The organism is Pseudomonas migulae (assembly GCF_043225285.1).
GTDB classification, from domain to species: domain Bacteria; phylum Pseudomonadota; class Gammaproteobacteria; order Pseudomonadales; family Pseudomonadaceae; genus Aquipseudomonas; species Aquipseudomonas migulae_C.
This window is the reverse complement of record NZ_CP171224.1, coordinates 3,060,522-3,083,266: the sequence shown is the minus strand read 5'-3', so window position 1 is coordinate 3,083,266 and position 22,745 is coordinate 3,060,522. Positions and strand designations below refer to the sequence as shown.

The window sequence follows — 22,745 nt, the reverse complement described above, 5'->3', positions numbered from 1 at the left end:
GGGCGTTTTCATTCAGCCTGAACTAAGACTCAGTTCTTGGCTTTCTTGGCAGCGCGGGTACGCTCGCTTTCGTCCAGGATCTTCTTGCGAAGACGGATGGACTTAGGAGTTACTTCGCACAGCTCGTCGTCCTGGATGAATTCCAGAGCCTGTTCCAGGGTGAAGCGAACAGGTGGAACCAGAGCGATGGTTTCGTCTTTACCCGAAGCACGCATGTTGTCGAGCTTCTTGCCCTTGGTAGGGTTAACGCCCAGGTCGTTGTCACGGCTGTTCAGACCAACGATCTGACCGTTGTAGATTTCCTGACCGTGTTCAACGAACAGCTTGCCACGTGCCTGCAGGGTTTCCAGGGAGTAGGTCAGAGCCTTGCCGGTTTCAACCGAAACCAGAACGCCGTTCTGACGGCCGGACATGTCGCCCGACTTCATCACGTCGTAACGATCGAAGATCGAGGTCAGGATGCCAGCACCGTTGGTCAGGGTCAGGAACTGGTTACGGAAACCGATCAGACCACGAGCAGGGATGTTGTATTCCAGACGAACACGGCCTTTGCCATCCGGCACCATGTTGGTCAGGTCGCCTTTACGCAGACCCATCTCTTCCATCACCTTGCCTTGGGATTCTTCCGGCAGGTCGATGGTGACGTTTTCGTACGGTTCGTGCTTCACGCCGTCAACCAGACGGATGATCACTTCCGGACGGCCTACAGCCATTTCGAAGCCTTCGCGACGCATGGTTTCGATCAGTACCGAGAGGTGCAGTTCGCCACGGCCGGAAACCTTGAACTTGTCAGCCGAGTCGCCTTCTTCAACGCGCAGTGCAACGTTGTACAGCAGCTCTTTGTCCAGACGTTCCTTGATGTTACGGGAAGTCACGAACTTGCCTTCTTTACCGCAGAATGGCGAGTCGTTTACCTGGAAGGTCATGGAAACGGTTGGCTCGTCGACGGTCAACGGCTTCATCGCTTCAACGGTGTCCGGGTGGCACAGGGTGTCGGAGATGAACAGCGAGTCCATACCGCTGATGCACACGATGTCGCCTGCAGCAGCTTCTTCAACGTCGATACGGTGCAGACCGTGGTGACCCATCAGCTTCAGGATACGACCGTTGCGCTTCTTGCCGTCGGCGCCGATAGCGACAACCGGGGTGTTCGGCTTGACGCGACCACGAGCGATACGGCCAACACCGATAACACCCAGGAAGCTGTTGTAGTCCAGTGCGGAGATTTGCATCTGGAACGGACCGTCACGGTCAACTTTTGGAGCTGGAACGTGGTCGACAATCGCCTGGTACAGCGGGGTCATGTCTTCAGCCATCTCGTTGTGGTCCAGACCGGCAATACCGTTCAGGGCCGAGGCGTAGACGACTTGGAAGTCCAGCTGTTCTTCGGTGGCACCCAGGTTGTCGAACAGGTCGAAGATCTGGTCCAGAACCCAGTCCGGACGTGCGCCTGGACGGTCAACCTTGTTGATGCACACGATCGGACGCAGGCCGGCTTCGAAAGCCTTCTTGGTCACGAAACGGGTTTGCGGCATAGGGCCGTCTTGAGCGTCAACCAGCAGCAGAACGGAGTCAACCATCGACATTACGCGTTCAACTTCGCCGCCGAAGTCGGCGTGGCCCGGGGTGTCCACGATGTTGATGTGGTAGCCGTTCCAGTTGATGGCGGTGTTTTTCGCCAGAATGGTAATACCGCGCTCTTTCTCCTGGTCGTTGGAGTCCATCACGCGCTCGTCGTTGAGCTCGTTGCGCTCCAGAGTGCCGGATTGACGCAGGAGTTTGTCTACCAGGGTGGTTTTACCATGGTCAACGTGAGCAATGATGGCGATGTTGCGTAGATTTTCGATCACTTGTGTATCTCGATCAGAGGATTCGGTGTGCTGACAAGTCTTGGCAGCGATTAACAGTAGAGTCAGGCCTTGCCGTTACAGCTTGACGGCAGAGTCGGGGGGCCGGTGACGCAGGCCACAGGCAAACAGCCCCGGGCTCTTAGCTCGGTCGATAAACGCGCACATTGGCATGCCCCTCACTGAGCAAATGGTGGGCATGCAGGCGACTCATCACGCCTTTGTCGCAATACAGCAGGTACTGGCGAGTAGGGTCCAGTTCCTTGAAACGAGCGTTCAATGCATAAAACGGCATCGTCTGTACCTCAATGCCAGCGAGTTCCAGCGGCTCGTCTTCAGCGGCATCCGGGTGACGGATGTCGATGATGATCTGGCCCGCCAGTGCTTCGCTGACTTCTTCGATCTGCAAGTCCTGGCCCAATTCGTCGATCACGCGATCGATCGGCACCAGTTTGGCGTTCTCGAGCGCACGCTCAAGGACCGCCATGTCGAATTCTTTCTCTTCATGCTCCACGCGCGGACGCTTGGCGTGGGTCTTGGGGTTCACCGAGATGACCCCGCAGTACTCCGGCATGTGCTTGGCGAAGTCGGCAGTGCCGATTTCGTTGGCCAGGTCGATGATGTCCTGCTTGTGACTGGCGATCAGCGGACGCAAGACCAGCTTGTCAGTCACGCAGTCGATCACGGACAGGTTCGGCAACGTCTGGCTCGACACCTGGGAAATCGCTTCACCGGTGACCAGCGCTTCGATCTCCAGCCGATCGGCAATACGGGAAGCAGCGCGCAACATCATACGCTTCAAAACTACACCCATATGACTGTTATCGACTTTCCCGAGAATTTCTCCCAGTACTTCCTCGAACGGCACACTGACAAATAACACGCGTTGGGAGCTGCCGTACTTCTTCCAGATGAAGTGCGCGACTTCCATGACGCCCAGCTCATGGGCCCGCCCGCCCAGATTGAAGAAGCAGAAATGGCTCATCAGGCCGCGGCGCATGATCTGGTACGCAGCAACCGTGGAATCGAAGCCGCCGGACATCAGCACAAGCGTCTGTTCCAGGGCTCCCAGCGGGTAACCGCCGATGCTGTTGTGCTGGCTGTGGATCACGAACAACCGTTTGTCGCGAATTTCGATGCGAACTTCGATTTCCGGCTCTTTCAGGGAAATACCGGCGGCGCCGCACTGACGACGCAGTTGGCTGCCGACGTATTTCTCGACATCCATGGAGCTGAATTCATGCTTGCCGGCGCGCTTGCAGCGCACCGAAAAAATCTTCCCGGCCAGCGAGTCGCCGAAGTGCAGCTTGCACTTGGCAACGATGTCGTCGAAGTCACCCAGCGGGTACTCGTCGACCTGCAGGAAATGCGCGATGCCCGGCATGCAGCTCAGGCGCTCGGTCATCTCCTTCAGTACTTTGGGCTCGCTGACGCGGGTTTCAAGCTCGAGATTGTCCCACACACCGTTCACCACCACGGCCGGGTCCAGGTCGCGGAGCACGGTGCGGATGTTTTTGGCCAACTGGCGGATGAAACGCATCCGTACCGGGCGGCTCTTGATGGTGATCTCGGGGAAGACTTTTACGATTAGTTTCATGAAAACAGCGCGCGCTGGGCCAGCCGAAAAAGGGGGGCGCGGATTATAGCGGAAATTGCTCAAGGTTTAACCAGTTAATGTGCAGAAGGTTTTGCGCGCACCAAAACAGGTCATTTATCGATTTCTACGCCACATTACAGGGCGGTATTTTCTACATTAAGAGGCTGTGCGCCTTTATAAGCGTGTTATTGGGGCAAAAAACCCATGGTGGGGCACTGGCATGCAATTTGCTCCCTTGTGAGGCAGGTTGCCTTGGCAGAGTATTCGCGCCGGCATCACCCACATTCTAAGGGCATCCACTACCAAGCCCGAAGCCACCCGGAGGACACTATGTCGAAGTCGGTTCAACTCATCAAAGATCATGACGTCAAGTGGATTGATCTGCGCTTCACGGACACCCGCGGCACTCAGCACCACGTGACCATGCCGGCTCGCGACGCCCTGGATGAAGATTTCTTCGAAGTCGGCAAGATGTTCGACGGCTCCTCCATCGCTGGCTGGAAAGGCATCGAAGCCTCCGACATGATCCTGCTGCCAGACGACAGCACTGCCGTACTGGACCCGTTCACCGAAGAGCCGACCCTGATCCTGGTCTGCGACATCATCGAACCTTCGAGCATGCAAGGCTACGACCGCGACCCACGTGCGATCGCCAAGCGCGCAGAGGAATACCTCAAGTCCACCGCTATCGGCGACACTGTTTACGCCGGTCCGGAGCCAGAGTTCTTCATCTTCGACCAAGTGAAGTTCAAGTCCGACATCTCCGGCTCCATGTTCAAGATCTACTCTGAACAAGGTTCTTGGATGTCCGACCAGGACGTGGAAGGCGGCAACAAAGGCCACCGTCCAGGCGTCAAAGGTGGCTACTTCCCGGTTCCGCCGTTCGACCACGACCACGAAATCCGTACCTCCATGTGCAACGCACTGGAAGAAATGGGCCTGGTCGTCGAAGTTCACCACCACGAAGTGGCAACTGCTGGCCAGAACGAAATCGGCGTCAAGTTCAACACCCTGGTGAAGAAAGCCGACGAAACCCAAACCCTGAAGTACGTCGTGCACAACGTAGCCGATGCCTACGGCCGCACCGCTACCTTCATGCCTAAGCCTCTGTACGGCGACAACGGCTCGGGCATGCACGTGCACATGTCCATCTGGAAAGACGGCAAGAACACCTTCGCTGGTGAAGGCTATGCCGGCCTGTCCGATACCGCTCTGTACTTCATCGGCGGCATCATCAAACACGGTAAGGCCCTGAACGGCTTCACCAACCCGGCGACCAACTCCTACAAGCGTCTGGTTCCAGGCTTCGAAGCCCCGGTAATGCTGGCCTACTCGGCCCGTAACCGTTCCGCTTCGATCCGTATTCCTTACGTGTCGAGCCCGAAAGGCCGCCGTATCGAAGCACGCTTCCCGGATCCGGCTGCCAACCCATACCTGTGCTTCGCCGCTCTGATGATGGCTGGCCTGGACGGTATCCAGAACAAGATCCACCCTGGCGACGCAGCTGACAAAAACCTGTACGACCTGCCGCCTGAAGAGGCGAAAGAGATCCCACAAGTTTGCGGCAGCCTGAAAGAAGCCCTGGAAGAGCTGGACAAAGGTCGCGCGTTCCTGACCAAAGGCGGCGTGTTCTCCGACGACTTCATCGATGCCTACATCGCCCTGAAAAGCGAAGAAGAAATCAAGGTACGCACCTTCGTACACCCGCTGGAATACGACCTGTACTACAGCTGCTGATCCGGTAGCGCCTGCGCAAGCGGCGTGACAAAAAGAGGCCTCCTTCGGGAGGCCTTTTTTTGTGCCCACAATTAATGAGTAAACACACACCCTTGTAGGAGCCGGCTTGCCGGCGATAGCGTTCTCGAGGACGCCATCGCCGGCAAGCCGGCTCCTACAGGGTTTTGTGGTCCCAGGGAAATCATGCCCGGATGTTTTACAACTTGGGTCAATCGCCAGCCCTGACCTATGCTGCAATCCATCGCTTTCGTTTCTGGTCGATTTTATGGGTCGTGGTTTCCTGTTCATCCTGCTGTTGATCGCCCTGCCCGTCGCCGCGCAGATCTACAAGTACACCGACGACGCCGGCAACACCGCCTACAGCAATCAGCCGCCCGACGGCGTGAAGGCCCAAGCGGTCGAGTTGCCGCCGCTCAACAGCGTCGAGCGCCAGACGCCTCCCGTCCCGCCTGTCGAAGCCAGCAGCCATAACCAGTCGGGTAGCGCTTACGAGGTGCTGGAACTGACCAACCTGCCCACCACCGAAGCGCTGCGCGCCAATAACGGCACTTTTACGATCAACGTGCTGATCAAACCCCGCCTGCAAGGCCCGCATCTATTCCGGCTGTTGCTGGACGATCAGCCTTACGGCCAACCCAGCAATGTGCCGATCCTGCAACTGGTCAACATCGATCGCGGCACTCACAGCCTCGCGGTACAGGTGATCGACGGGGAAGACGTCGTTCAGCAGAGCCCGACCGTGACCTTCACCGTTCAACGGGTGCACAAGCCTTGAGGTTGTGGTTGCTGATCGCCTGCCTGCTCGCCCTACCCGCGTCGGCCGAGGTTTTCACTTACGTCGACGCCCAGGGCAATCGGGTCTTCACCGATCAGCCGGGCACCAGCAAAGCCAAGCGCGTTCCACTGGCGACGAGCAATCGCATGTCGGCCAACCCGACCGGTGCCGCACCGGTCATTGCAGAGCAAAAACCCGAAGCCAAACCCATATTCCGCTATGACATGCTCAGGGTGCTGGTGCCCGAGCCCGACGCCACGATCCGCAGCAGCGCCGGCGAGCTGATCGTCAGCGTCACCAGCGAACCTGGCCTGCAACGGGGCCACCGCTACCGCTTGTTGCTGGACGGGCAGCCCACCGCCGAACCTGGCCCGAGCCCGGTGTTCGCCCTGAGCAACATCGACCGGGGCAGCCACAACCTGTCCATCGAGATTCTCGACGAGCAAGGACGCACCGTCGAACGCACGGCCAATCAACCCTTCCATATGCTGCGCATCTCCCTCGCACAAAAACGCCAGGTCAAACCCTGCACGCTGCCCGACTACGGCCAGCGGCCGGAATGTCCGATCAAAGACAAACCCGAAGAAGAAAAAAATCCCTTCCTGCGGCTCTTCTAGCGCCGTTCAGCTTTGCGCACTATGTTGGTGCAATAGGTTGCACCGTACCCACACTTCAACCCATTTTGGTTCGAAAGTACCCGCGAAAGCTGGCAGAACGCCACGTAAACGCGCGTCAAACGCCCGTTTCAGGCGTTTAACGCTTCTTTTCGGAGCCTTGGTTTGGTTTTTGCATTTTCCCTGCATCAGCGCTTTATTCATGCGCGCGCCCTGCTCCAAAAGAGGTCCTGATGACCATTAGCGACGCACTGCATCGATTGCTACTCGACAACCTGACCACCGCCACCATCCTGCTCGACGCCGAACTGCGCCTCGAGTACATGAACCCGGCGGCGGAGATGCTCCTGGCCATCAGCGGTCAGCGTAGCCACGGGCAGTTCATCAGCGAGCTGTTCACCGAATCCACCGAAGCGCTGAACTCCCTGCGCCAGGCGGTCGAGCAGGCACACCCGTTCACCAAGCGCGAAGCGATGCTCACCGCCCTCACCGGCCAGACCCTGACCGTCGACTACGCGGTGACGCCGATCCTGGCCAACGGCGCCACGATGCTGCTGCTCGAAGTCCATCCCCGGGACCGCCTGTTGCGGATCACCAAGGAAGAAGCGCAGCTGTCGAAACAGGAAACCAGCAAGATGCTGGTGCGTGGCCTCGCTCACGAGATCAAGAATCCGCTCGGCGGGATTCGGGGCGCGGCCCAGTTGCTCGCCCGCGAACTGCCGGAAGAAAGCCTGCGCGATTACACCAACGTCATCATTGAAGAAGCCGATCGCCTGCGAAACCTGGTGGACCGCATGCTCGGCTCCAACAAACTGCCCTCGCTGGCCATGTGCAACATTCACGAAGTGCTGGAGCGCGTTTGCCACCTGGTCGAGGCGGAAAGCCAGGGTTGCATCACCTTGGTGCGCGACTACGACCCGAGCATTCCCGACGTTTTGATCGATCGCGAACAGATGATCCAGGCCGTCCTTAATATCGTCCGCAACGCGATGCAGGCCATCAGCAGCCAGAACGAGCTGCGCCTGGGCCGCATCAGCCTGCGCACCCGTGCCATGCGCCAGTTCACCATCGGCCATGTGCGCCACCGTCTGGTGACCAAGATCGAAATCATCGACAACGGCCCCGGCATCCCTGCGGAACTTCAGGAAACCATCTTCTTTCCCATGGTCAGCGGTCGTCCGGACGGTACCGGACTCGGCCTGGCCATTACCCAGAACATCATCAGCCAGCACCAGGGCCTGATCGAATGTGACAGCCACCCAGGCCACACCACTTTCTCGATCTTTCTGCCACTGGAACAAGGAGCCACATCGACATGAGCCGTAGTGAAACCGTGTGGATCGTCGATGACGACCGTTCTATCCGTTGGGTCCTGGAAAAAGCCTTGCAGCAGGAAGGCATGACCACGCAAAGCTTCGACAGCGCCGATGGCGTGATGAGCCGCCTGGCGCGCCAGCAGCCGGACGTGATCATCTCCGACATCCGCATGCCCGGTGCCAGCGGCCTGGACCTTCTGGCGCGGATTCGCGAGCAACACCCACGGCTGCCAGTGATCATCATGACCGCGCACTCGGATCTGGACAGCGCTGTCGCGTCCTATCAGGGCGGCGCGTTCGAATACCTGCCCAAGCCGTTCGACGTCGACGAAGCGGTGTCGCTGGTCAAGCGCGCCAACCAGCACGCCCAGGAGCAGCAGGGCCTGGAAGTCCCGGTGGCCCTGACCCGCACTCCGGAAATCATCGGCGAAGCGCCGGCGATGCAGGAAGTGTTTCGCGCCATCGGACGCTTGAGCCACTCCAACATCACCGTGCTGATCAACGGCGAATCCGGTACCGGTAAAGAACTGGTGGCCCACGCGCTGCACCGCCACAGTCCGCGGGCGGCTTCGCCGTTCATCGCGCTGAACATGGCGGCGATTCCGAAAGACCTGATGGAATCCGAGCTGTTCGGCCATGAAAAAGGCGCGTTCACCGGCGCGGCCAACCTGCGGCGCGGGCGTTTCGAACAGGCGGACGGCGGCACGCTGTTCCTCGACGAAATCGGCGACATGCCGGCAGACACCCAGACCCGTTTGCTGCGTGTGTTGGCAGACGGTGAGTTCTACCGCGTCGGCGGTCATGTGCCGGTCAAGGTCGACGTACGGATCATCGCCGCGACGCACCAGAATCTGGAAACCCTGGTGCACGCCGGGAAATTCCGTGAGGACTTGTTCCACCGTCTGAACGTGATCCGTATTCATATCCCACGCCTGTCGGATCGTCGCGAAGACATCCCGACGCTGGCCAAGCACTTCCTCAGCCGCGCCGCGCAAGAACTGGCGGTTGAGCCGAAGCTGTTGAAAAGCGAAACCGAGGAATACCTGAAGAACCTGCCGTGGGGCGGCAACGTGCGTCAGCTGGAGAACACCTGCCGCTGGATCACGGTGATGGCTTCGGGTCGCGAGGTGCACATCAGCGACCTGCCGCCGGAACTGCTGAGCCTGCCACAGGATTCGGCACCGGTGACCAACTGGGAGCAAGCGCTGCGCCAATGGGCCGACCAGGCGTTGGCTCGCGGTCAGTCAAGCCTGCTCGACAGCGCGGTGCCGGCGTTTGAGCGGATCATGATCGAGACGGCGCTCAAGCATACGGCTGGCCGTCGTCGAGATGCCGCGGTGTTGCTGGGTTGGGGGCGTAATACCCTGACGCGCAAGATCAAGGAGCTGGGGATGAAGGTGGATGGCGGGGATGATGATGAGGGGGAAGAAGGTTAAACACCCCTTAGCTCTTCGCTGATTGTTATACCCATTCGCGAGCAGGCTCGCTCCCACAGTGGACTTTCGGTGTTTCACAATCGTGTGAACGCCGTCGAACCCTGTGGGAGCGAGCCTGCTCGCGAAATCTTTAAGGGCCCAGTGCACCGACTGAATGCACCGTGAACCGCAATCGCGCACGCCAACTGATCCGAAATCCCGCCAGGGTTCACAATCGAACCGCTATCGAAAAAACACGAAAGCCCCGTATTACGGGGCTTTCGGCGTTTCAGAGAGCGTTTTTGTTGCGACTTGTTAAAACCTGGCACGCCCCCTGCAATAGTCCATTCAGTGATTCAGTTCACTACCCGGTTTCGGGGACCTTGGTACAGGCAGGCCGGGGATTCCCCTCTTTACATCGGGCTCACACCGCACAAGCGACGAGCCCAAACAGTTTTGGGGCCCTTGATACAGGCAGGTCAGGGGTTCCTTCTTTACACCGGGCTCACGACGCAACGCGCGAGCCCTGCCGTTTTGGGAACCTTGGTACAGGCAGGCCGGGGATTCCCTCTTTTATTGCTCCCGGAGATGGATCTCCAGCCGCCAGCGGGCATCGACCTCGCTACCGGCCCACTCGCCCTGCAGTGGCCGGGCGGCCACCACCGACAGCAACAATCCCCCGTCACTCAAACGCACTCGCCAGTTCACGCCCTTGTCGCCGAGCTTGAGCTGACCGTTCTGCGTCTTGCCTTCAGCCTCGAACAGCAACGCGAGGCTGCCGTCGACGAACTCGCCATGGGTCTTGGGTTCGTTGTTGAACCACATCACCAACCCGTCGTTCGTCACCTCAACCTGCTGCAACTGACTGGGATCCGGCGTGGTCAGCCGGCCGATCATCAGCCCGACCATCACCCCGACAATCGCCAGCGACCCCATCACACGCGGGAATAGTTTCGAACGAGGATCCTTTGGCGGCGTAGAATGCGCGCCATCACTACCTTCGGAGCCGTGCATGTTTCACGTCATCCTTTTTCAACCAGAAATTCCGCCGAATACCGGCAACGTTATCAGGCTGTGCGCCAACAGTGGCTGCCACCTGCATTTGATCGAGCCGCTGGGCTTCGAGATGGACGACAAGCGCCTGCGCCGGGCCGGGCTCGACTACCACGAGTATGCCACCCTGCAACGCCATGCGGACCTGGCCAGCTGCCTGGAAAGCCTGGGCAACCCGCGGCTGTTCGCCTTCACCACCAAGGGCTCGCGACCGTTCCACGACGCTAGCTTCGTCGAGGGCGATGCCTTTCTGTTCGGTCCGGAAAGCCGCGGTCTGCCAGCGGAAGTCCTTGACGCCCTGCCCGCCGAACAACGCTTGCGCCTGCCGATGCGTGAAGGCTGCCGCAGCCTGAACCTGTCGAACACCGTGGCCGTGGCCGTCTACGAAGCCTGGCGGCAGAACGACTTCAAGTAACACCACATAACAAATGTGGGAGCGAGCCTGCTCGCGAAGCGGTGTGTCAGACGACATAGATGTCATCTGAAACTCCCTATTCGCGAGCAGGCTCGCTCCCACATTGAGGTTGCGGTGTTGCCTGGAGTCGCTTACTGAACGGTTGGAGTTTCGCCAGCCGCCTGCATGCGTTGCAGTTCTTGTGCGTACAGCGCGTCGAAGTTCACCGGAGCCAGCATCAGTGCCGGGAACGAACCACGGGTCACCAGGCTGTCCAGGGTTTCGCGAGCGTACGGGAACAGGATGTTCGGGCAGAACGCGCCGAGGGTGTGGCTCATCGAAGCGTCGTCGAGGTTCTTGATCAGGAAGATCCCGGCCTGTTGCACTTCAGCGATGAACGCCACTTCGTCACCGTTTTTCACGGTCACGGACAAGGTCAGCACGACTTCGTGGAAGTCGCTTTCCAGGGCCTTTTGACGGGTGTTCAGATCCAGACCGACGCTCGGTTCCCACTGCTGGCGGAAGATCGCCGGGCTTTTCGGGGCTTCGAAGGACAAGTCACGTACGTAGATGCGCTGCAAGGAAAATTGCGGTGCGGTTTCTTCTTCGCTAGCTGCAGTGTTCTGTTGGTCAGTCATCTCAGATCCTTTCTGATCTTGGGGTCTTATAGGGAAGGCATTCAGGCCTTGAGCATGGCGTCGAGCTTGCCGGCGCGCTCAAGGGCAAACAAATCATCACACCCGCCAATGTGGCGCTCGCCGATCCAGATCTGCGGCACGGACGTACGTCCGGCCTTCTGGGCCATGGCGGCGCGCACCTGCGGCTTGCCATCGACCTTGATCTCTTCGAAGGCCACGCCTTTGTTCTCGAGCAGGTACTTGGCTCGCGAGCAGTAAGGGCAGTAATCGCTGGAATAGACGACGACGTTGCTCATATCACTTCACCAGCGGCAGGTTGTCGCCTTTCCAGCTGGAGATCCCGCCGGACAGCTTGGCGGCGGTGAAGCCGGACTTCATCAGTTCGCGGGCATGGGTGCCGGCGGTCTGGCCCATGGCGTCGACCAGGATGATGGTCTTGGCCTTGTGCTTTTCCAGCTCGCCAACGCGTGCAGCCAGTTTGTCGTGCGGAATGTTCACCGCGCCAACGATGTGACCGGCGGCGAAATCCTTGGTCGGACGGATGTCGATCACAACGCCCGCGTCCTTGTTGACCAGGCCGGTCAGTTCACCGGTGCTCAGGCTGCGGCCGCCGCCTTGCATCTGATAGGCGATCAGCAACGCCAGCAGTACGACGAAGATACCGACGAGCAGATAGTGGTTAGTGGCAAATTCAATCAGGTGAGCAACCATCGAAGGAGGTTCCAGGGCGTTAAAATGTCGGCCAGTATACACAGCCACTATGGTGGGCCAAACCCCGTCCGGCGGTGACGTGGCCGGAACTTCGCTTTAAACTGCCACTCCCTTTTCCATCGCCCTCTTTTAATTCAGCCACGAGTGGAATCCATGACTACCACGCCTAAACCTTTGGTCCTGATTATTCTCGACGGCTTCGGTCACAGCGACAGCCCTGAGTCCAACGCCGTGTTCGCGGCGAAGAAGCCCGTACTGGACCGTTTGTGGGCCACCGTGCCGAACGGTCTGATCTCGGGCAGCGGCATGGACGTCGGCCTGCCGGACGGCCAGATGGGCAACTCCGAAGTCGGCCACATGAACCTCGGTGCCGGCCGCGTGGTGTATCAGGACTTTACCCGCGTAACCAAATCGATCCGCGACGGCGAGTTCTTCGAGAACCCGACCATCTGCGCCGCCGTGGATAAAGCCGTCGCCGCCGGCAAAGCGGTGCACTTCATGGGCCTGCTGTCCGATGGCGGTGTTCACAGCCATCAGGATCACCTGGTGGCCATGGCCGAACTGGCGGCCAAACGTGGCGCTGAAAAAATCTACCTGCACGCCTTCCTCGATGGCCGCGACACGCCGCCGAAAAGCGCCCAGTCGTCCATCGAACTGCTCGACGCATCGTTCCAGGCCCTCGGTAAAGGCCGGATCGCCAGCATCATCGGCCGCTACTTCGCCATGGACCGTGACAACCGTTGGGACCGCGTATCCCAGGCCTATAACCTGATCGTCGATGGCAACGGCGAATTCAACGCCGCCACCGCCCAGGAAGGCCTGCAAGCTGCGTACGAACGAGGCGAGAGCGACGAATTCGTCAAAGCCACCTCCATCGGCGAGCCGGTGAAGGTCGAAGACGGCGACGCCGTGGTGTTCATGAACTTCCGCGCCGACCGCGCCCGTGAACTGACCCGCGTGTTCGTCGAAGACGGTTTCAAGGAATTCGAACGCGCCCGCCAGCCAAAACTGGCCGGCTTCGTCATGCTGACCCAATACGCCGCCAGCATCCCTGCGCCTTCGGCCTTCGCCGCCGGCAGCCTGGACAACGTGCTGGGCGACTACCTGGCGAAAAACGGCAAGACCCAGCTGCGCATCGCTGAAACCGAGAAATACGCCCACGTGACCTTCTTCTTCTCCGGCGGTCGTGAAGAACCGTTCCCGGGCGAAGAACGCATCCTGATCCCGTCGCCGAAAGTCGCTACCTATGACTTGCAGCCGGAGATGAGCGCGCCGGAAGTCACCGACCGCATCGTCGACGCCATCGAAAACCAGCGTTACGACGTGATCGTGGTCAACTACGCCAACGGCGACATGGTCGGCCACAGCGGCGTGTTCGAGGCGGCGGTGAAAGCCGTTGAATGCCTGGACCTGTGCGTTGGGCGCATTGTCGACGCACTGGAAAAAGTCGGTGGCGAAGCGTTGATCACGGCTGACCACGGCAACGTCGAGCAAATGTCCGACGAATCCACCGGTCAGGCCCACACCGCGCACACCACCGAGCCGGTACCGTTCATCTATGTCGGCAAGCGTGACCTGAAGGTTCGCGACGGCGGCGTGCTGGCGGATGTGGCGCCGACCATGCTGAAGCTGTTGGGCCTGGAAAAACCGGCGGAAATGACCGGGACTTCGATCCTCGTCTAAACACTGCAAGCCCCTGTGGGAGCGAGCCTGCTCGCGATAGCTATCTGGCAGCCGACATCTTCGTCGAATGTTCTGATGCATCGCGAGCAGGCTCGCTCCCACATTGCTTTCAGGGGTTTTTCAGGCCGGTTATCACACAGCCCCAATTGGGCGTTTTTTTTGCGGCGCATGGCGGGCATACTAGGCCGTCCCTTTCCCTGGTGTCGCCCGCCTCTATGCTTCGCGTCCTGATTGCCCTTGCTCTGACTTGCCTGCTCCAACCGGCCTTCGCTGACGAGCGCGCGCAAACCCAACAACAGTTGGACGCCACGCGTCAGGACATCGCCGAGCTGAAAAAACTGCTGGGCAAGATTCAGGAAGAACGCTCCGGGATTCAGAAAGAGCTCAAAGGCACCGAAACCGAGATGGGCAAGCTCGAGAAGCAGGTCGAAGCCCTGCAAAAAGAGCTGAAGAAAAGCGAAGCCGAGCTGCAGCGCCTCGATGCCGAGAAAAAAAAACTCCAGAGCGCGCGCACTGAACAGCAACGACTGATCGCCATCCAGGCCCGCGCGGCCTATCAGAACGGTCGTCAGGAATACTTGAAGCTGCTGCTCAACCAGCAGAACCCGGAAAAATTCGCCCGCACCCTCACCTATTACGATTACCTGAGCCAGGCCCGCCTGGAGCAGCTGAAGAATTTCAACGAAACCCTGCGCCAACTGGCCAATGTCGAAAAAGACATCGGCCTGCAACAAGCGCAATTGCTGGTGCAGAAGAGCAGCCTCGACAGCCAGCGCGACGAACTCGACAAAGTCCGCCAGGAGCGCCAGCAAGTTCTGGCCAAGCTCAACGACGACGTAAAGGCGCGCGATCAGAAACTGGCCGCCCGCGAGCAGGATCAGGCAGACCTGTCTAAAGTCCTTAAAACCATCGAAGAAACCCTGGCCCGCCAGGCTCGTGAGGCAGAAGAAGCGCGGCAAAAAGCGCTGATCGCCCAGCAGGAAGCCGAAAAAAAGCGTTTACGTGAGGCTCAGGCTGAAGCAGATGCCACCGACGCCCCACGCAAAACCGTTAAATCGACACCCGGCGCACTGGTTTCCAGCTCAGGCGAAACCTTCGGCGGCCCTTTTGCTTCAACTCGCGGCAAACTTCCATGGCCGGTTGATGGTCGACTGCTGGCGCGTTTTGGTGAAACCCGCGGCGATGACGCACGCACCAAGTGGGACGGCGTGATGATCAGCGCCTCCGCCGGCAGCCAGGTGCATGCCGTGCACGGGGGTCGCGTGGTGTTCGCCGACTGGTTGCGCGGTGCGGGGCTGCTGGTGATTCTTGACCACGGCAACGGTTTCCTGAGTCTTTACGGTCACAACCAGACGCTGCTCAAGTCTGCGGGTGACGTGGTAAAAGCCGGTGAGTCCATCTCCACTGTCGGCAACAGTGGCGGGCAGGACACACCAGCGCTGTATTTCGCTATTCGTCAGCAGGGTCACCCGAGTGATCCGGCGCAATGGTGCCGCGCGCAAGGATAGGCGTTGAGTCACCTACATTAGGAGTTCGTTCGACATGCTGCATTTGTCCCGTCTTACCTCGCTGGCCCTGACGATCGCCCTGGTGATCGGCGCGCCTCTGGCGTTCGCTGCTCAACCGGCCCCGGCCGTCGCGCCTGCGGGCACTGCCGCCACCACCAAGGCGCCGTTGCCGCTGGAAGAGTTGCGCACCTTTGCCGAGGTCATGGACCGGATCAAGGCGGCCTATGTCGAACCGGTGGACGACAAGACCCTGCTGGAAAACGCCATCAAGGGCATGCTCAGCAACCTCGACCCGCACTCCGCCTACCTGGGCCCGGAAGACTTCGCTGAATTGCAGGAAAGCACCAGCGGCGAATTCGGCGGCCTGGGCATCGAAGTCGGCGCCGAAGACGGTTTCATCAAGGTGGTGTCGCCGATCGATGACACGCCAGCCTCCAAGGCCGGCATTCAGGCGGGCGACTTCATCGTCAAGATCAACGGCCAGCCGACTCGCGGCCAGAGTATGACCGAAGCCGTGGACAAGATGCGCGGCAAGATCGGCCAGAAGATCACCCTGACCCTGGTCCGCGATGGCGGCACGCCGTTCGACGTGACCCTGGCTCGGGCGATCATTCAAGTGAAGAGCGTGAAATCGCAGTTGCTGGAATCCGGCTACGGCTACATCCGCATCACCCAGTTCCAGGTCAAGACCGGCGAAGAAGTGTCCAAGGCGCTGGCCAAACTGCGCAAGGACAACGGCAAGAAGCTCAACGGCATCATCCTCGACCTGCGCAACAACCCGGGCGGCGTGCTGCAGGCGGCGGTGGAAGTGGTCGACCACTTCATCACCAAGGGCCTGATCGTTTACACCAAGGGTCGCATCGCCAACTCCGAGTTGCGCTTCTCCGCCACCGGCAAGGACGAAAGCGAAGCGGTGCCGATGGTTGCGCTGATCAACGGCGGTAGTGCCTCGGCCTCGGAAATCGTCGCCGGCGCCCTGCAGGATCAGAAACGTGCCGTGGTCATGGGCACCACCAGTTTCGGCAAGGGCTCGGTGCAAACCGTGTTGCCGCTGAACAACGACCGCGCACTGAAGATCACCACGGCGCTGTACTACACGCCGAACGGTCGCTCGATCCAGGCCCAGGGCATCGTCCCGGACATCGAAGTGCGCAAGGCCAAGATCACCAGCGAGCAGGACGGCGAGTACTTCAAGGAAGCCGATCTGCAAGGTCACCTGGGCAATGGCAACGGCGGCGCCGACAAACCGACCGGTTCCGGCGGCAAGGCCAAGGCGATGCCGCAGGACGATGACTACCAGTTGGCCCAGGCGCTGAGCCTGCTCAAAGGCTTGAGCATCACCTCCGGCCGCTGAGATGCGCCTGCGGTTAGTCCTCGGCCTGCTGTGCTGCCTGGCGGGTGTTGCTCATGCAGCGCCCGCGCCTCAAAAAGCCTACATCAGCCTGATCATCGATGACCTGGGGCAGAACCTGCCCCGGGATCGTCGTGTGCTGGCCCTGCCCGGCCCGGTCACCACAGCGATCATGCCTGACACGCCCCACGCCACCGAATTCGCCCGCGAAGCCCATCGCGCCGGCAAGATCGTCATCCTCCATATGCCCATGGATCCGGCCACCGGCCCGTTTGCCTGGCATCCCGAACTGCCCATCGAAGAGCTCGAAAAAAGGCTGAACGCCGCGTTCAAAATGGTCCCGTACACCGCCGGCATCAATAACCACATGGGCAGTCGCATGACCGCGCAACCGGTAGCGATGGCGTGGCTGATGGCCGAATTGCAGCGCCGCCATAAATTCTTCGTCGACAGCCGCACCAGCGCGCAAACCGTCGCCGCCCAGCAGGCGCAGAAGATCGATCTGGCGAGTGTTTCCCGGGATGTGTTTCTCGATGACGAGCGCACCGAGGCGGCGATTTCCGCGCAATTGCAGAGCGCGATCAGCCTGGCGCGCAAACAGGGCTCAGCCGTCATGATCGGCCATCCATATCCGCAAACACTGGCGGTGCTGGAACGGGAACTGCCGAAGCTCAAAGCCCAGGGGATCGAGTGGATCGATATTCGTCAGATGATCAGCGTGCGCAGCAACCGCGCCACGGTCGCCCATGGAAAAGATGGCACTTATCGGTAATAACCCGTCACACGCCTATACATAGTTACCGCCCGCCCCCTCGTCCAATTCCCGATATTGAGGCCTTCAACAGGTCGCGACCCTCAGTCGCTTTTCACTATCAGGAATGTCTATGGCTACCGAAAACACTGTCTCAACGCCCCCAAAGCAAATGGAATCGATAAAACTCGATAACCTGCTGATCAACTTCACGACAGAGTTCCAGCAGATCTGGGATTCCACGGGCTCCCGTTCAGAACCCGCCGCTTTTTGGCATCCAACTCCTGCCCCCGACCTGCTACCAGGCTTTTTCCCCCTGGGGGACGTCATTGTTCCCGGGTATGAAAATATCAACGGAGAAAAAGTGGTGGCTGTTGTGCGCGAGGCAGATTCGCCAAGCGAAGATCCAGCGCGAGGGAACGCACTTAGCCGACCCAATGACTATGAACAGGTTTGGAATGACTCAGGCTCAGGGGCAGAAAAAGCCTGCACCCTGTGGCGTCCAATCCCTCCTGATGGCTATGTAGCACTTGGGCTGGTTTGCTCCATGGGCCAGGAAAAACCTTCTGTGCACGCAGTACGTTGCGTACGCGAGGACCTTGTGATCGAGTCCTATGTAGGCGACTTGATCTGGAGCGAAGGCCGCGGCCTCATGCATAACTTCAGCACTTGGGGCATCACACTTCCGGCAGCAGAAGCAGGCGAGATCTACTTCGCGCCTGGCACCTTTATCAGTGACGGCAGTGGCAGAAAGCCGACGGAAAATCTCACCTATGCATTGCGCATGAGAATCCAGATCCAAGCCAATACCGGGCCTGTGCCTCCCGTGATCACGGACTTCAAGGCACCGATACCGCCTGAGACATCCGAAGCCACCCACGTTGCGCTGATTCCTTGGTTTGCGGTGGACCAGTACCCCACCTCAGCTTTCGATGACTTTAGTGAATTAACGAATTACCGCCTGGAAAGGAGAGACCAATACAAACTTATCGGACATGGCCACAACACCGAAGACAAGAGCAGGCTATTCAAATGGACCGCGCCTCGAACGCCGAGTCACGAGGAAGTGCAGATATTCAGTAGCACCACATCGATCAAGTTCGACACTGAATGGCGAGCTGAAGCCTCGGACACTGACCGCCCCATTCAATTTTCGGCAAAGTTGAGCAAGCAGTTCACTCACACCGAAACCTCATCCAGCGGATGGACGAACCCAAACACCATCGTAGTCGCCGGCATCGTTCCGAAAGACAAGATGTTGGCGGTTTATCAGTTGGAAAGTCGCTATGACCTGCTCAACGAGAATGGCGAACAAGTGGCGATCAGCTTCGCCTACGCCGATAGCGACGGTTTGTATTGGCTCGAACATTCGCCCGAAGACAGTCAGGCCATCGCTACTGCGCTTGAATGACTTGTTCGCGGAACGCTAGAGGTACTTCGCCATGATGTCGTCCACCACGCCTTCCTTGCGCAACTGATCCAGCGCAGCCTGCAACTTGGCGACGGTTTCATCCGGCACGTCTTTGTTCAGCGCCAGGTACAGCTCGGCGCTGTTGAAGCGTAGCACGGTCTTCAGGCCGGTGACGCCTTCCTGTCGCGCCAGGTAGCGACCCGCCGGGTCGCCTGTCGCCCACAGGTCGATCTGGCCGTTGACCAGCTTCTTCGCGTTGTCCTGATCCCGCAGCACAACGATCGGGTTAAGCCCTTGCTTGCCCAGCGTTTCGGCAATCGCATCGCCTTTGTAGGCGCCGATCTTGTACTTGCGCGCGTCATCCAGGGTTTCGAGGGTGATCTTGCTGTCAGCCTTGGCCAGCATGATCCAGTCGTCCGGACCGATCGGGCCGACCCACTTGAACAGTTTTTCGCGGTCCGGCAGTCGCGCCATGACGAACACGCCGTAACCGGGTTTTTCCAGGGTGAGTTTGTAGATGCGCTCCCAAGGGAAACGCAGCGTCAGGCTGTAGGTAATTTCAGCGCGTTTGAAAATTTCACGGACGATGTCGGTGGCGATGCCACTGATGTTCTCGTCCTGAGCGAAATTCTTGCCGTTCTTCGCCATGTTGTACGGAGGGAAGTTTTCCGTCAGCAACACCATGTCGGTATCGGGGCTGTCTGCAGCGTGGGCTCCGTTGATCAACAACAGAGAAGAGCTGGCGAGAATGAGAAGAAGGCGTTTAAGCATGTCTGGCTACCGAAATCCATGGCGTACCCAAGAGTGCCTTGAGCCCGCCATGATGTCCACTGGCCTGCATTGGATTGTTTAGCGCATCACAATGCCGCGATGGGCCATGTAAGCCTTGGCTTCCTGCACCGTGTATTCGCCAAAGTGGAAAATACTCGCCGCCAATACTGCGCTGGCGTGGCCTTCGAGAATGCCATCGGCCAGATGCTGCAGGTTGCCGACACCGCCGGAAGCGATGACCGGGATTCCCAGCGCATCGCTGATGGCACGGGTGACGCCCAGGTCGAAGCCGTTTTTCATGCCGTCCTGGTCCATGCTGGTCAGCAGGATTTCGCCGGCACCGAGGCCTTCCATTTTCTTCGCCCACTCAACAGCGTCGAGGCCGGTAGGTTTGCGACCACCGTGGGTGAAGATTTCCCAGCGGGGGACTTCGCCCGGACCGGAGACTTTCTTCGCGTCGATGGCGACGACGATGCACTGCGAACCGAAATGCTGCGCAGCTTCGCCGACGAATTCCGGGTTGAACACCGCGGCGGTGTTGATCGAGACCTTGTCCGCGCCGGCATTCAACAGGTTGCGAATGTCCTGCACGGTACGCACGCCACCGCCGACGGTCAGCGGAATGAACACCTGGCTGGCCATGCGCTCGACGGTGTGCAGCGTGGTGTCGCGGCCATCGACGCTGGCGGTGATGTCGAGGAAGGTAATCTCGTCGGCACCCTGCTCGTCATAACGACGGGCAATTTCCACCGGGTCACCGGCATCGCGAATGTTTTCGAACTTCACACCTTTAACGACGCGGCCGTTGTCCACGTCCAGGCAAGGGATGATGCGTTTGGCCAGCGCCATGGTCAGTCCTCAGCCTTTGTACGAATCGCAGAAAGCTTGCGCTTCAGCGACGTCGAGGGTGCCTTCATAGATCGCCCGGCCGGTGATCGCACCGATAATGCCCGGTGCCTTGGCGTCGAGCAGCGACTTGATGTCACCCAGGTTGTGGATACCGCCGGAAGCGATGACCGGGATCTTCGTGGCCGCCGCCAGCGCAGCGGTGAACGGCACGTTGCAGCCCTGCATCATGCCGTCTTTGGCGATGTCGGTATAAACGATCGCGGACACGCCGTCGGCTTCGAATTGCTTGGCCAGGTCGATCACTTGAACAGTGCTGATTTCAGCCCAGCCGTCAGTCGCTACAAAACCGTCTTTGGCGTCGAGACCCACGATCACTTTGCCCGGGAAAGCGCGGCAGGCTTCAGCGACGAAGGCCGGATCTTTCACGGCTTTGGTGCCGATGATCACGTAGCTCACGCCCGCTTTCACGTAGTGCTCGATGGTTTCCAGGGAACGGATACCGCCGCCGATCTGGATCGGCAGGTTCGGGTAGCGCTTGGCGATGGCGGTGACCACTTCGCCGTTGACCGGCTGGCCTTCGAAGGCGCCGTTCAGGTCGACCAGATGCAGACGACGGCAACCGCCCTCCACCCACTTGGCAGCCATGCTCACCGGGTCATCGGAGAACACCGTGGAATCTTCCATGCGGCCCTGGCGCAGACGAACACAGGCACCGTCCTTGAGATCGATAGCGGGAATAATCAGCATCTGGCAAACCTTCAAATTCGATTGTTCAGCTTCGCTCGAAAATCAGTTTTTCTCGAGCGCCCACAAGTCGCTTTCGATGCTTTCGAACCTTTCTTTAAGGTGCGTCTGCACATCGAAAATCGCCCTGTTGTAATAGTGCGGCGCAATTTCGCGGGTAAACAGCTCAAGGATTTCGGCCGCTTCGAACGAGCCCAGGTCCAGTTCGAAGCGATCCTCCATGAAGCGCTTGATCTTGTGATTGGCCTCGTTCTCCTGCTCGGGAGTGAGGGTCAGGATCGGCGGCTTCTTCTTGACGGCCATTTACCAGCGACCATCCCACGCGGCGAAATTCTGCAGCAATTGCAGGCCATGGGTATGGCTCTTCTCCGGGTGGAACTGCACGGCGAAACGCGAGCCATCAGCCAGCGCGGCGGCGAAATCGACACCATAGTGACCGCCACCCACCACCTGCCGCGCATTGGCGGCGGCGATGTAGTAGCTGTGCACGAAGTAGAAACGCGCCAGGTCCGGAATGTTGTGCCACAGCGGATGACTCACCGTCTGCTTCACTTCGTTCCAGCCCATGTGCGGGACTTTCAGGTGCTCGCCGTCTTCGTGCAAATCCTTGCCGAAGAACTTCACCGCGCCCGGGAACAGGCCGATGCAGTCGACGCCATCGTTCTCCTCACTGCTGTCGAGCAAGGCTTGCATGCCGACGCAGATGCCGAGGAACGGACGGTCCTGGCTGACTTCACGCACCAGCGAGTCGAAACCCAGGCGACGGATCTCCGCCATGCAATCGCGAATCGCGCCGACGCCGGGGAATACCACCCGGTCAGCTTCGCGAATCACGTCGGCATCGCTGGTGATCAAGACCTTGCCGGCACCGACGTGCTCGAGGGCCTTGGCCACCGAGTGCAGGTTGCCCATGCCGTAATCGATAACCGCGACCGTCTGCATTACAGAACGCCTTTGGTCGATGGCATCTGACCGGCCATGCGGTCATCGAGCTCGACGGCCATGCGCAGGGCGCGGCCGAAAGCCTTGAACACGGTTTCGATCTGGTGGTGAGTGTTGGTGCCGCGCAGGTTGTCGATGTGCAGGCTGACGAGTGCGTGGTTGACGAAGCCCTGGAAGAATTCCTGGAACAGGTCAACGTCGAAACCGCCAACGGTGGCGCGGGTGTAGGGAACGTGCATCTGCAGGCCAGGACGGCCGGAGAAGTCGATCACCACGCGCGACAGCGCCTCATCGAGCGGCACATAGGCGTGGCCGTAGCGACGGATGCCTTTTTTGTCGCCGATCGCTTTGGCAAAGGCCTGACCGAGGGTGATACCGACGTCTTCCACGGTGTGGTGGTCGTCGATATGCAGGTCGCCCTTGCTGACAATATCCAGGTCGATCAGCCCGTGACGGGCGATCTGGTCCAGCATGTGCTCAAGAAAAGGAACACCGATATCGAATCGGGCCTTTCCGGTGCCATCCAGGTTGATCGAGGCTTTGATCTGGGTTTCCAGAGTATCGCGCTCGACTGACGCCTTACGTTCGGCCATCACCAGCTCCGCAAAATCATTGGGCGAAAAAGGCAGCCATTATAG

At 59.4% G+C, this 22,745-nt stretch carries 23 protein-coding genes; 11 read left to right on the top strand and 12 right to left on the bottom strand.

Translation table 11 applies throughout. From position 1 onward, the window contains the following. Positions 1-29: 29 nt before the first annotated feature. Both typA and thiI read right to left on the bottom strand, forming a co-directional pair. Complete coding sequence (typA, locus tag ACF6ZU_RS14360; RefSeq protein WP_392893461.1) at positions 30-1,850, bottom strand: translational GTPase TypA; 1,821 nt, start codon at positions 1,848-1,850, stop codon at positions 30-32. A 139-nt stretch (positions 1,851-1,989) separates the two neighbouring features. Further along, on the bottom strand, positions 1,990-3,444 hold the full coding sequence (gene thiI / locus ACF6ZU_RS14355) for a tRNA uracil 4-sulfurtransferase ThiI (protein ID WP_392893459.1): 1,455 nt from the start codon (positions 3,442-3,444) through the stop codon (positions 1,990-1,992). Between the two features lie 330 nt (positions 3,445-3,774). On the opposite strand from thiI, the gene glnA reads away from it, so the two are divergent. The 5 genes from glnA (at position 3,775) to ntrC (ending at position 9,322) form a co-directional block, all read left to right on the top strand. Continuing rightward, on the top strand, positions 3,775-5,181 hold the full coding sequence (gene glnA, locus ACF6ZU_RS14350) for a type I glutamate--ammonia ligase (RefSeq protein ID WP_392893457.1): 1,407 nt from the start codon (positions 3,775-3,777) through the stop codon (positions 5,179-5,181). A gap of 265 nt (positions 5,182-5,446) precedes the next feature. Then, the gene (locus ACF6ZU_RS14345; RefSeq protein WP_392893455.1) at positions 5,447-5,956 is read left to right on the top strand and encodes a DUF4124 domain-containing protein; all 510 of its coding nucleotides are present in this window, start codon (positions 5,447-5,449) and stop codon (positions 5,954-5,956) included. Continuing rightward, on the top strand, positions 5,953-6,573 hold the full coding sequence (locus tag ACF6ZU_RS14340; protein ID WP_392893454.1) for a DUF4124 domain-containing protein: 621 nt from the start codon (positions 5,953-5,955) through the stop codon (positions 6,571-6,573). The genes ACF6ZU_RS14345 and ACF6ZU_RS14340 overlap by 4 nt, the downstream gene beginning before the upstream one ends. Positions 6,574-6,803: 230 nt before the next feature. Then, complete coding sequence (gene glnL / locus ACF6ZU_RS14335; protein WP_162436963.1) at positions 6,804-7,889, top strand: nitrogen regulation protein NR(II); 1,086 nt, start codon at positions 6,804-6,806, stop codon at positions 7,887-7,889. Further along, positions 7,886-9,322 (top strand): nitrogen regulation protein NR(I), encoded by a 1,437-nt coding sequence (ntrC, locus tag ACF6ZU_RS14330; protein ID WP_064675450.1) that lies wholly within the window; start codon positions 7,886-7,888, stop codon positions 9,320-9,322. The genes glnL and ntrC overlap by 4 nt, the downstream gene beginning before the upstream one ends. 552 nt (positions 9,323-9,874) lie before the next feature. Here the strand turns inward: ntrC and ACF6ZU_RS14325 are convergent. Beyond that, positions 9,875-10,315, bottom strand: a complete 441-nt coding sequence (locus tag ACF6ZU_RS14325) for a hypothetical protein (protein WP_392893450.1) — start codon at positions 10,313-10,315, stop codon at positions 9,875-9,877. On the opposite strand from ACF6ZU_RS14325, the gene trmL reads away from it, so the two are divergent. Further along, on the top strand, positions 10,314-10,769 hold the full coding sequence (trmL, locus tag ACF6ZU_RS14320) for a tRNA (uridine(34)/cytosine(34)/5-carboxymethylaminomethyluridine(34)-2'-O)-methyltransferase TrmL (protein WP_392893448.1): 456 nt from the start codon (positions 10,314-10,316) through the stop codon (positions 10,767-10,769). The two genes, ACF6ZU_RS14325 and trmL, sit on opposite strands and share 2 nt — an antisense overlap. Positions 10,770-10,900: 131 nt before the next feature. On the opposite strand, the gene secB is transcribed toward trmL, so the two are convergent. The 3 genes from secB to ACF6ZU_RS14305 are packed head-to-tail and all read right to left on the bottom strand — an operon-like array spanning position 10,901 to position 12,097. Then, complete coding sequence (gene secB / locus ACF6ZU_RS14315; protein ID WP_150702707.1) at positions 10,901-11,386, bottom strand: protein-export chaperone SecB; 486 nt, start codon at positions 11,384-11,386, stop codon at positions 10,901-10,903. A gap of 41 nt (positions 11,387-11,427) precedes the next feature. Continuing rightward, positions 11,428-11,682 (bottom strand): glutaredoxin 3, encoded by a 255-nt coding sequence (gene grxC / locus ACF6ZU_RS14310; protein WP_010464569.1) that lies wholly within the window; start codon positions 11,680-11,682, stop codon positions 11,428-11,430. A 1-nt stretch (position 11,683) separates the two neighbouring features. Then, positions 11,684-12,097: a rhodanese-like domain-containing protein gene (locus ACF6ZU_RS14305; RefSeq protein ID WP_392893444.1), complete on the bottom strand. Its 414-nt coding sequence runs from the start codon at positions 12,095-12,097 to the stop codon at positions 11,684-11,686. 153 nt (positions 12,098-12,250) lie between these two features. Here ACF6ZU_RS14305 and gpmI point away from each other — a divergent pair, with 153 nt between their 5' ends. The 5 genes from gpmI to ACF6ZU_RS14280 all read left to right on the top strand — a co-directional run bounded on the left by gpmI (position 12,251) and on the right by ACF6ZU_RS14280 (position 18,801). Continuing rightward, complete coding sequence (gene gpmI, locus ACF6ZU_RS14300) at positions 12,251-13,780, top strand: 2,3-bisphosphoglycerate-independent phosphoglycerate mutase (protein WP_392893442.1); 1,530 nt, start codon at positions 12,251-12,253, stop codon at positions 13,778-13,780. A 215-nt stretch (positions 13,781-13,995) separates the two neighbouring features. Then, entirely contained in the window at positions 13,996-15,288 is a 1,293-nt protein-coding gene (locus ACF6ZU_RS14295) for a murein hydrolase activator EnvC family protein (RefSeq protein ID WP_392893440.1), read from the top strand. Positions 15,289-15,322: 34 nt separating this feature from the next. Further along, positions 15,323-16,642, top strand: a complete 1,320-nt coding sequence (locus ACF6ZU_RS14290) for a S41 family peptidase (protein ID WP_392893438.1) — start codon at positions 15,323-15,325, stop codon at positions 16,640-16,642. Position 16,643: 1 nt separating this feature from the next. After that, positions 16,644-17,411 (top strand): divergent polysaccharide deacetylase family protein, encoded by a 768-nt coding sequence (locus ACF6ZU_RS14285; protein ID WP_392893436.1) that lies wholly within the window; start codon positions 16,644-16,646, stop codon positions 17,409-17,411. Positions 17,412-17,523: 112 nt separating this feature from the next. Beyond that, on the top strand, positions 17,524-18,801 hold the full coding sequence (locus ACF6ZU_RS14280; protein WP_392893434.1) for a Vps62-related protein: 1,278 nt from the start codon (positions 17,524-17,526) through the stop codon (positions 18,799-18,801). A 15-nt stretch (positions 18,802-18,816) separates the two neighbouring features. Here ACF6ZU_RS14280 and ACF6ZU_RS14275 read toward each other — a convergent pair whose 3' ends face one another. The 6 genes from ACF6ZU_RS14275 to hisB form a co-directional block, all read right to left on the bottom strand. Then, positions 18,817-19,572 (bottom strand): substrate-binding periplasmic protein, encoded by a 756-nt coding sequence (locus ACF6ZU_RS14275; RefSeq protein WP_392893432.1) that lies wholly within the window; start codon positions 19,570-19,572, stop codon positions 18,817-18,819. Between the two features lie 78 nt (positions 19,573-19,650). Then, positions 19,651-20,421: an imidazole glycerol phosphate synthase subunit HisF gene (gene hisF / locus ACF6ZU_RS14270; protein WP_392893430.1), complete on the bottom strand. Its 771-nt coding sequence runs from the start codon at positions 20,419-20,421 to the stop codon at positions 19,651-19,653. A gap of 9 nt (positions 20,422-20,430) precedes the next feature. Further along, positions 20,431-21,168, bottom strand: coding sequence for a 1-(5-phosphoribosyl)-5-[(5-phosphoribosylamino)methylideneamino]imidazole-4-carboxamide isomerase (hisA, locus tag ACF6ZU_RS14265; RefSeq protein WP_008041005.1), 738 nt, complete (start codon positions 21,166-21,168; stop codon positions 20,431-20,433). A 42-nt stretch (positions 21,169-21,210) separates the two neighbouring features. After that, positions 21,211-21,468 (bottom strand): DUF2164 domain-containing protein, encoded by a 258-nt coding sequence (locus tag ACF6ZU_RS14260; RefSeq protein ID WP_008024930.1) that lies wholly within the window; start codon positions 21,466-21,468, stop codon positions 21,211-21,213. Then, positions 21,469-22,107: an imidazole glycerol phosphate synthase subunit HisH gene (gene hisH / locus ACF6ZU_RS14255; RefSeq protein ID WP_392893427.1), complete on the bottom strand. Its 639-nt coding sequence runs from the start codon at positions 22,105-22,107 to the stop codon at positions 21,469-21,471. It abuts the gene before it with no gap. Further along, complete coding sequence (hisB, locus tag ACF6ZU_RS14250) at positions 22,107-22,700, bottom strand: imidazoleglycerol-phosphate dehydratase HisB (RefSeq protein ID WP_003218037.1); 594 nt, start codon at positions 22,698-22,700, stop codon at positions 22,107-22,109. The genes hisH and hisB overlap by 1 nt, the downstream gene beginning before the upstream one ends. Positions 22,701-22,745: the final 45 nt, after the last annotated feature.

Bases quoted from the DNA above. Each gene is read 5' to 3' on its own strand.
- thiI (WP_392893459.1), bottom strand. From the start codon at position 3,444: ATGAAACTAATCGTAAAAGTCTTCCCCGAGATCACCATCAAGAGCCGC.
- glnA (WP_392893457.1), top strand. From the start codon at position 3,775: ATGTCGAAGTCGGTTCAACTCATCAAAGATCATGACGTCAAGTGGATT.
- ACF6ZU_RS14345 (WP_392893455.1), top strand. From the start codon at position 5,447: ATGGGTCGTGGTTTCCTGTTCATCCTGCTGTTGATCGCCCTGCCCGTC.
- glnL (WP_162436963.1), top strand. From the start codon at position 6,804: ATGACCATTAGCGACGCACTGCATCGATTGCTACTCGACAACCTGACC.
- ntrC (WP_064675450.1), top strand. From the start codon at position 7,886: ATGAGCCGTAGTGAAACCGTGTGGATCGTCGATGACGACCGTTCTATC.
- trmL (WP_392893448.1), top strand. From the start codon at position 10,314: ATGTTTCACGTCATCCTTTTTCAACCAGAAATTCCGCCGAATACCGGC.
- ACF6ZU_RS14325 (WP_392893450.1), bottom strand. From the start codon at position 10,315: ATGCACGGCTCCGAAGGTAGTGATGGCGCGCATTCTACGCCGCCAAAG.
- secB (WP_150702707.1), bottom strand. From the start codon at position 11,386: ATGACTGACCAACAGAACACTGCAGCTAGCGAAGAAGAAACCGCACCG.
- grxC (WP_010464569.1), bottom strand. From the start codon at position 11,682: ATGAGCAACGTCGTCGTCTATTCCAGCGATTACTGCCCTTACTGCTCG.
- ACF6ZU_RS14305 (WP_392893444.1), bottom strand. From the start codon at position 12,097: ATGGTTGCTCACCTGATTGAATTTGCCACTAACCACTATCTGCTCGTC.
- gpmI (WP_392893442.1), top strand. From the start codon at position 12,251: ATGACTACCACGCCTAAACCTTTGGTCCTGATTATTCTCGACGGCTTC.
- ACF6ZU_RS14295 (WP_392893440.1), top strand. From the start codon at position 13,996: ATGCTTCGCGTCCTGATTGCCCTTGCTCTGACTTGCCTGCTCCAACCG.
- ACF6ZU_RS14290 (WP_392893438.1), top strand. From the start codon at position 15,323: ATGCTGCATTTGTCCCGTCTTACCTCGCTGGCCCTGACGATCGCCCTG.
- ACF6ZU_RS14285 (WP_392893436.1), top strand. From the start codon at position 16,644: ATGCGCCTGCGGTTAGTCCTCGGCCTGCTGTGCTGCCTGGCGGGTGTT.
- ACF6ZU_RS14280 (WP_392893434.1), top strand. From the start codon at position 17,524: ATGGCTACCGAAAACACTGTCTCAACGCCCCCAAAGCAAATGGAATCG.
- ACF6ZU_RS14275 (WP_392893432.1), bottom strand. From the start codon at position 19,572: ATGCTTAAACGCCTTCTTCTCATTCTCGCCAGCTCTTCTCTGTTGTTG.
- hisF (WP_392893430.1), bottom strand. From the start codon at position 20,421: ATGGCGCTGGCCAAACGCATCATCCCTTGCCTGGACGTGGACAACGGC.
- hisA (WP_008041005.1), bottom strand. From the start codon at position 21,168: ATGCTGATTATTCCCGCTATCGATCTCAAGGACGGTGCCTGTGTTCGT.
- ACF6ZU_RS14260 (WP_008024930.1), bottom strand. From the start codon at position 21,468: ATGGCCGTCAAGAAGAAGCCGCCGATCCTGACCCTCACTCCCGAGCAG.
- hisH (WP_392893427.1), bottom strand. From the start codon at position 22,107: ATGCAGACGGTCGCGGTTATCGATTACGGCATGGGCAACCTGCACTCG.
- hisB (WP_003218037.1), bottom strand. From the start codon at position 22,700: ATGGCCGAACGTAAGGCGTCAGTCGAGCGCGATACTCTGGAAACCCAG.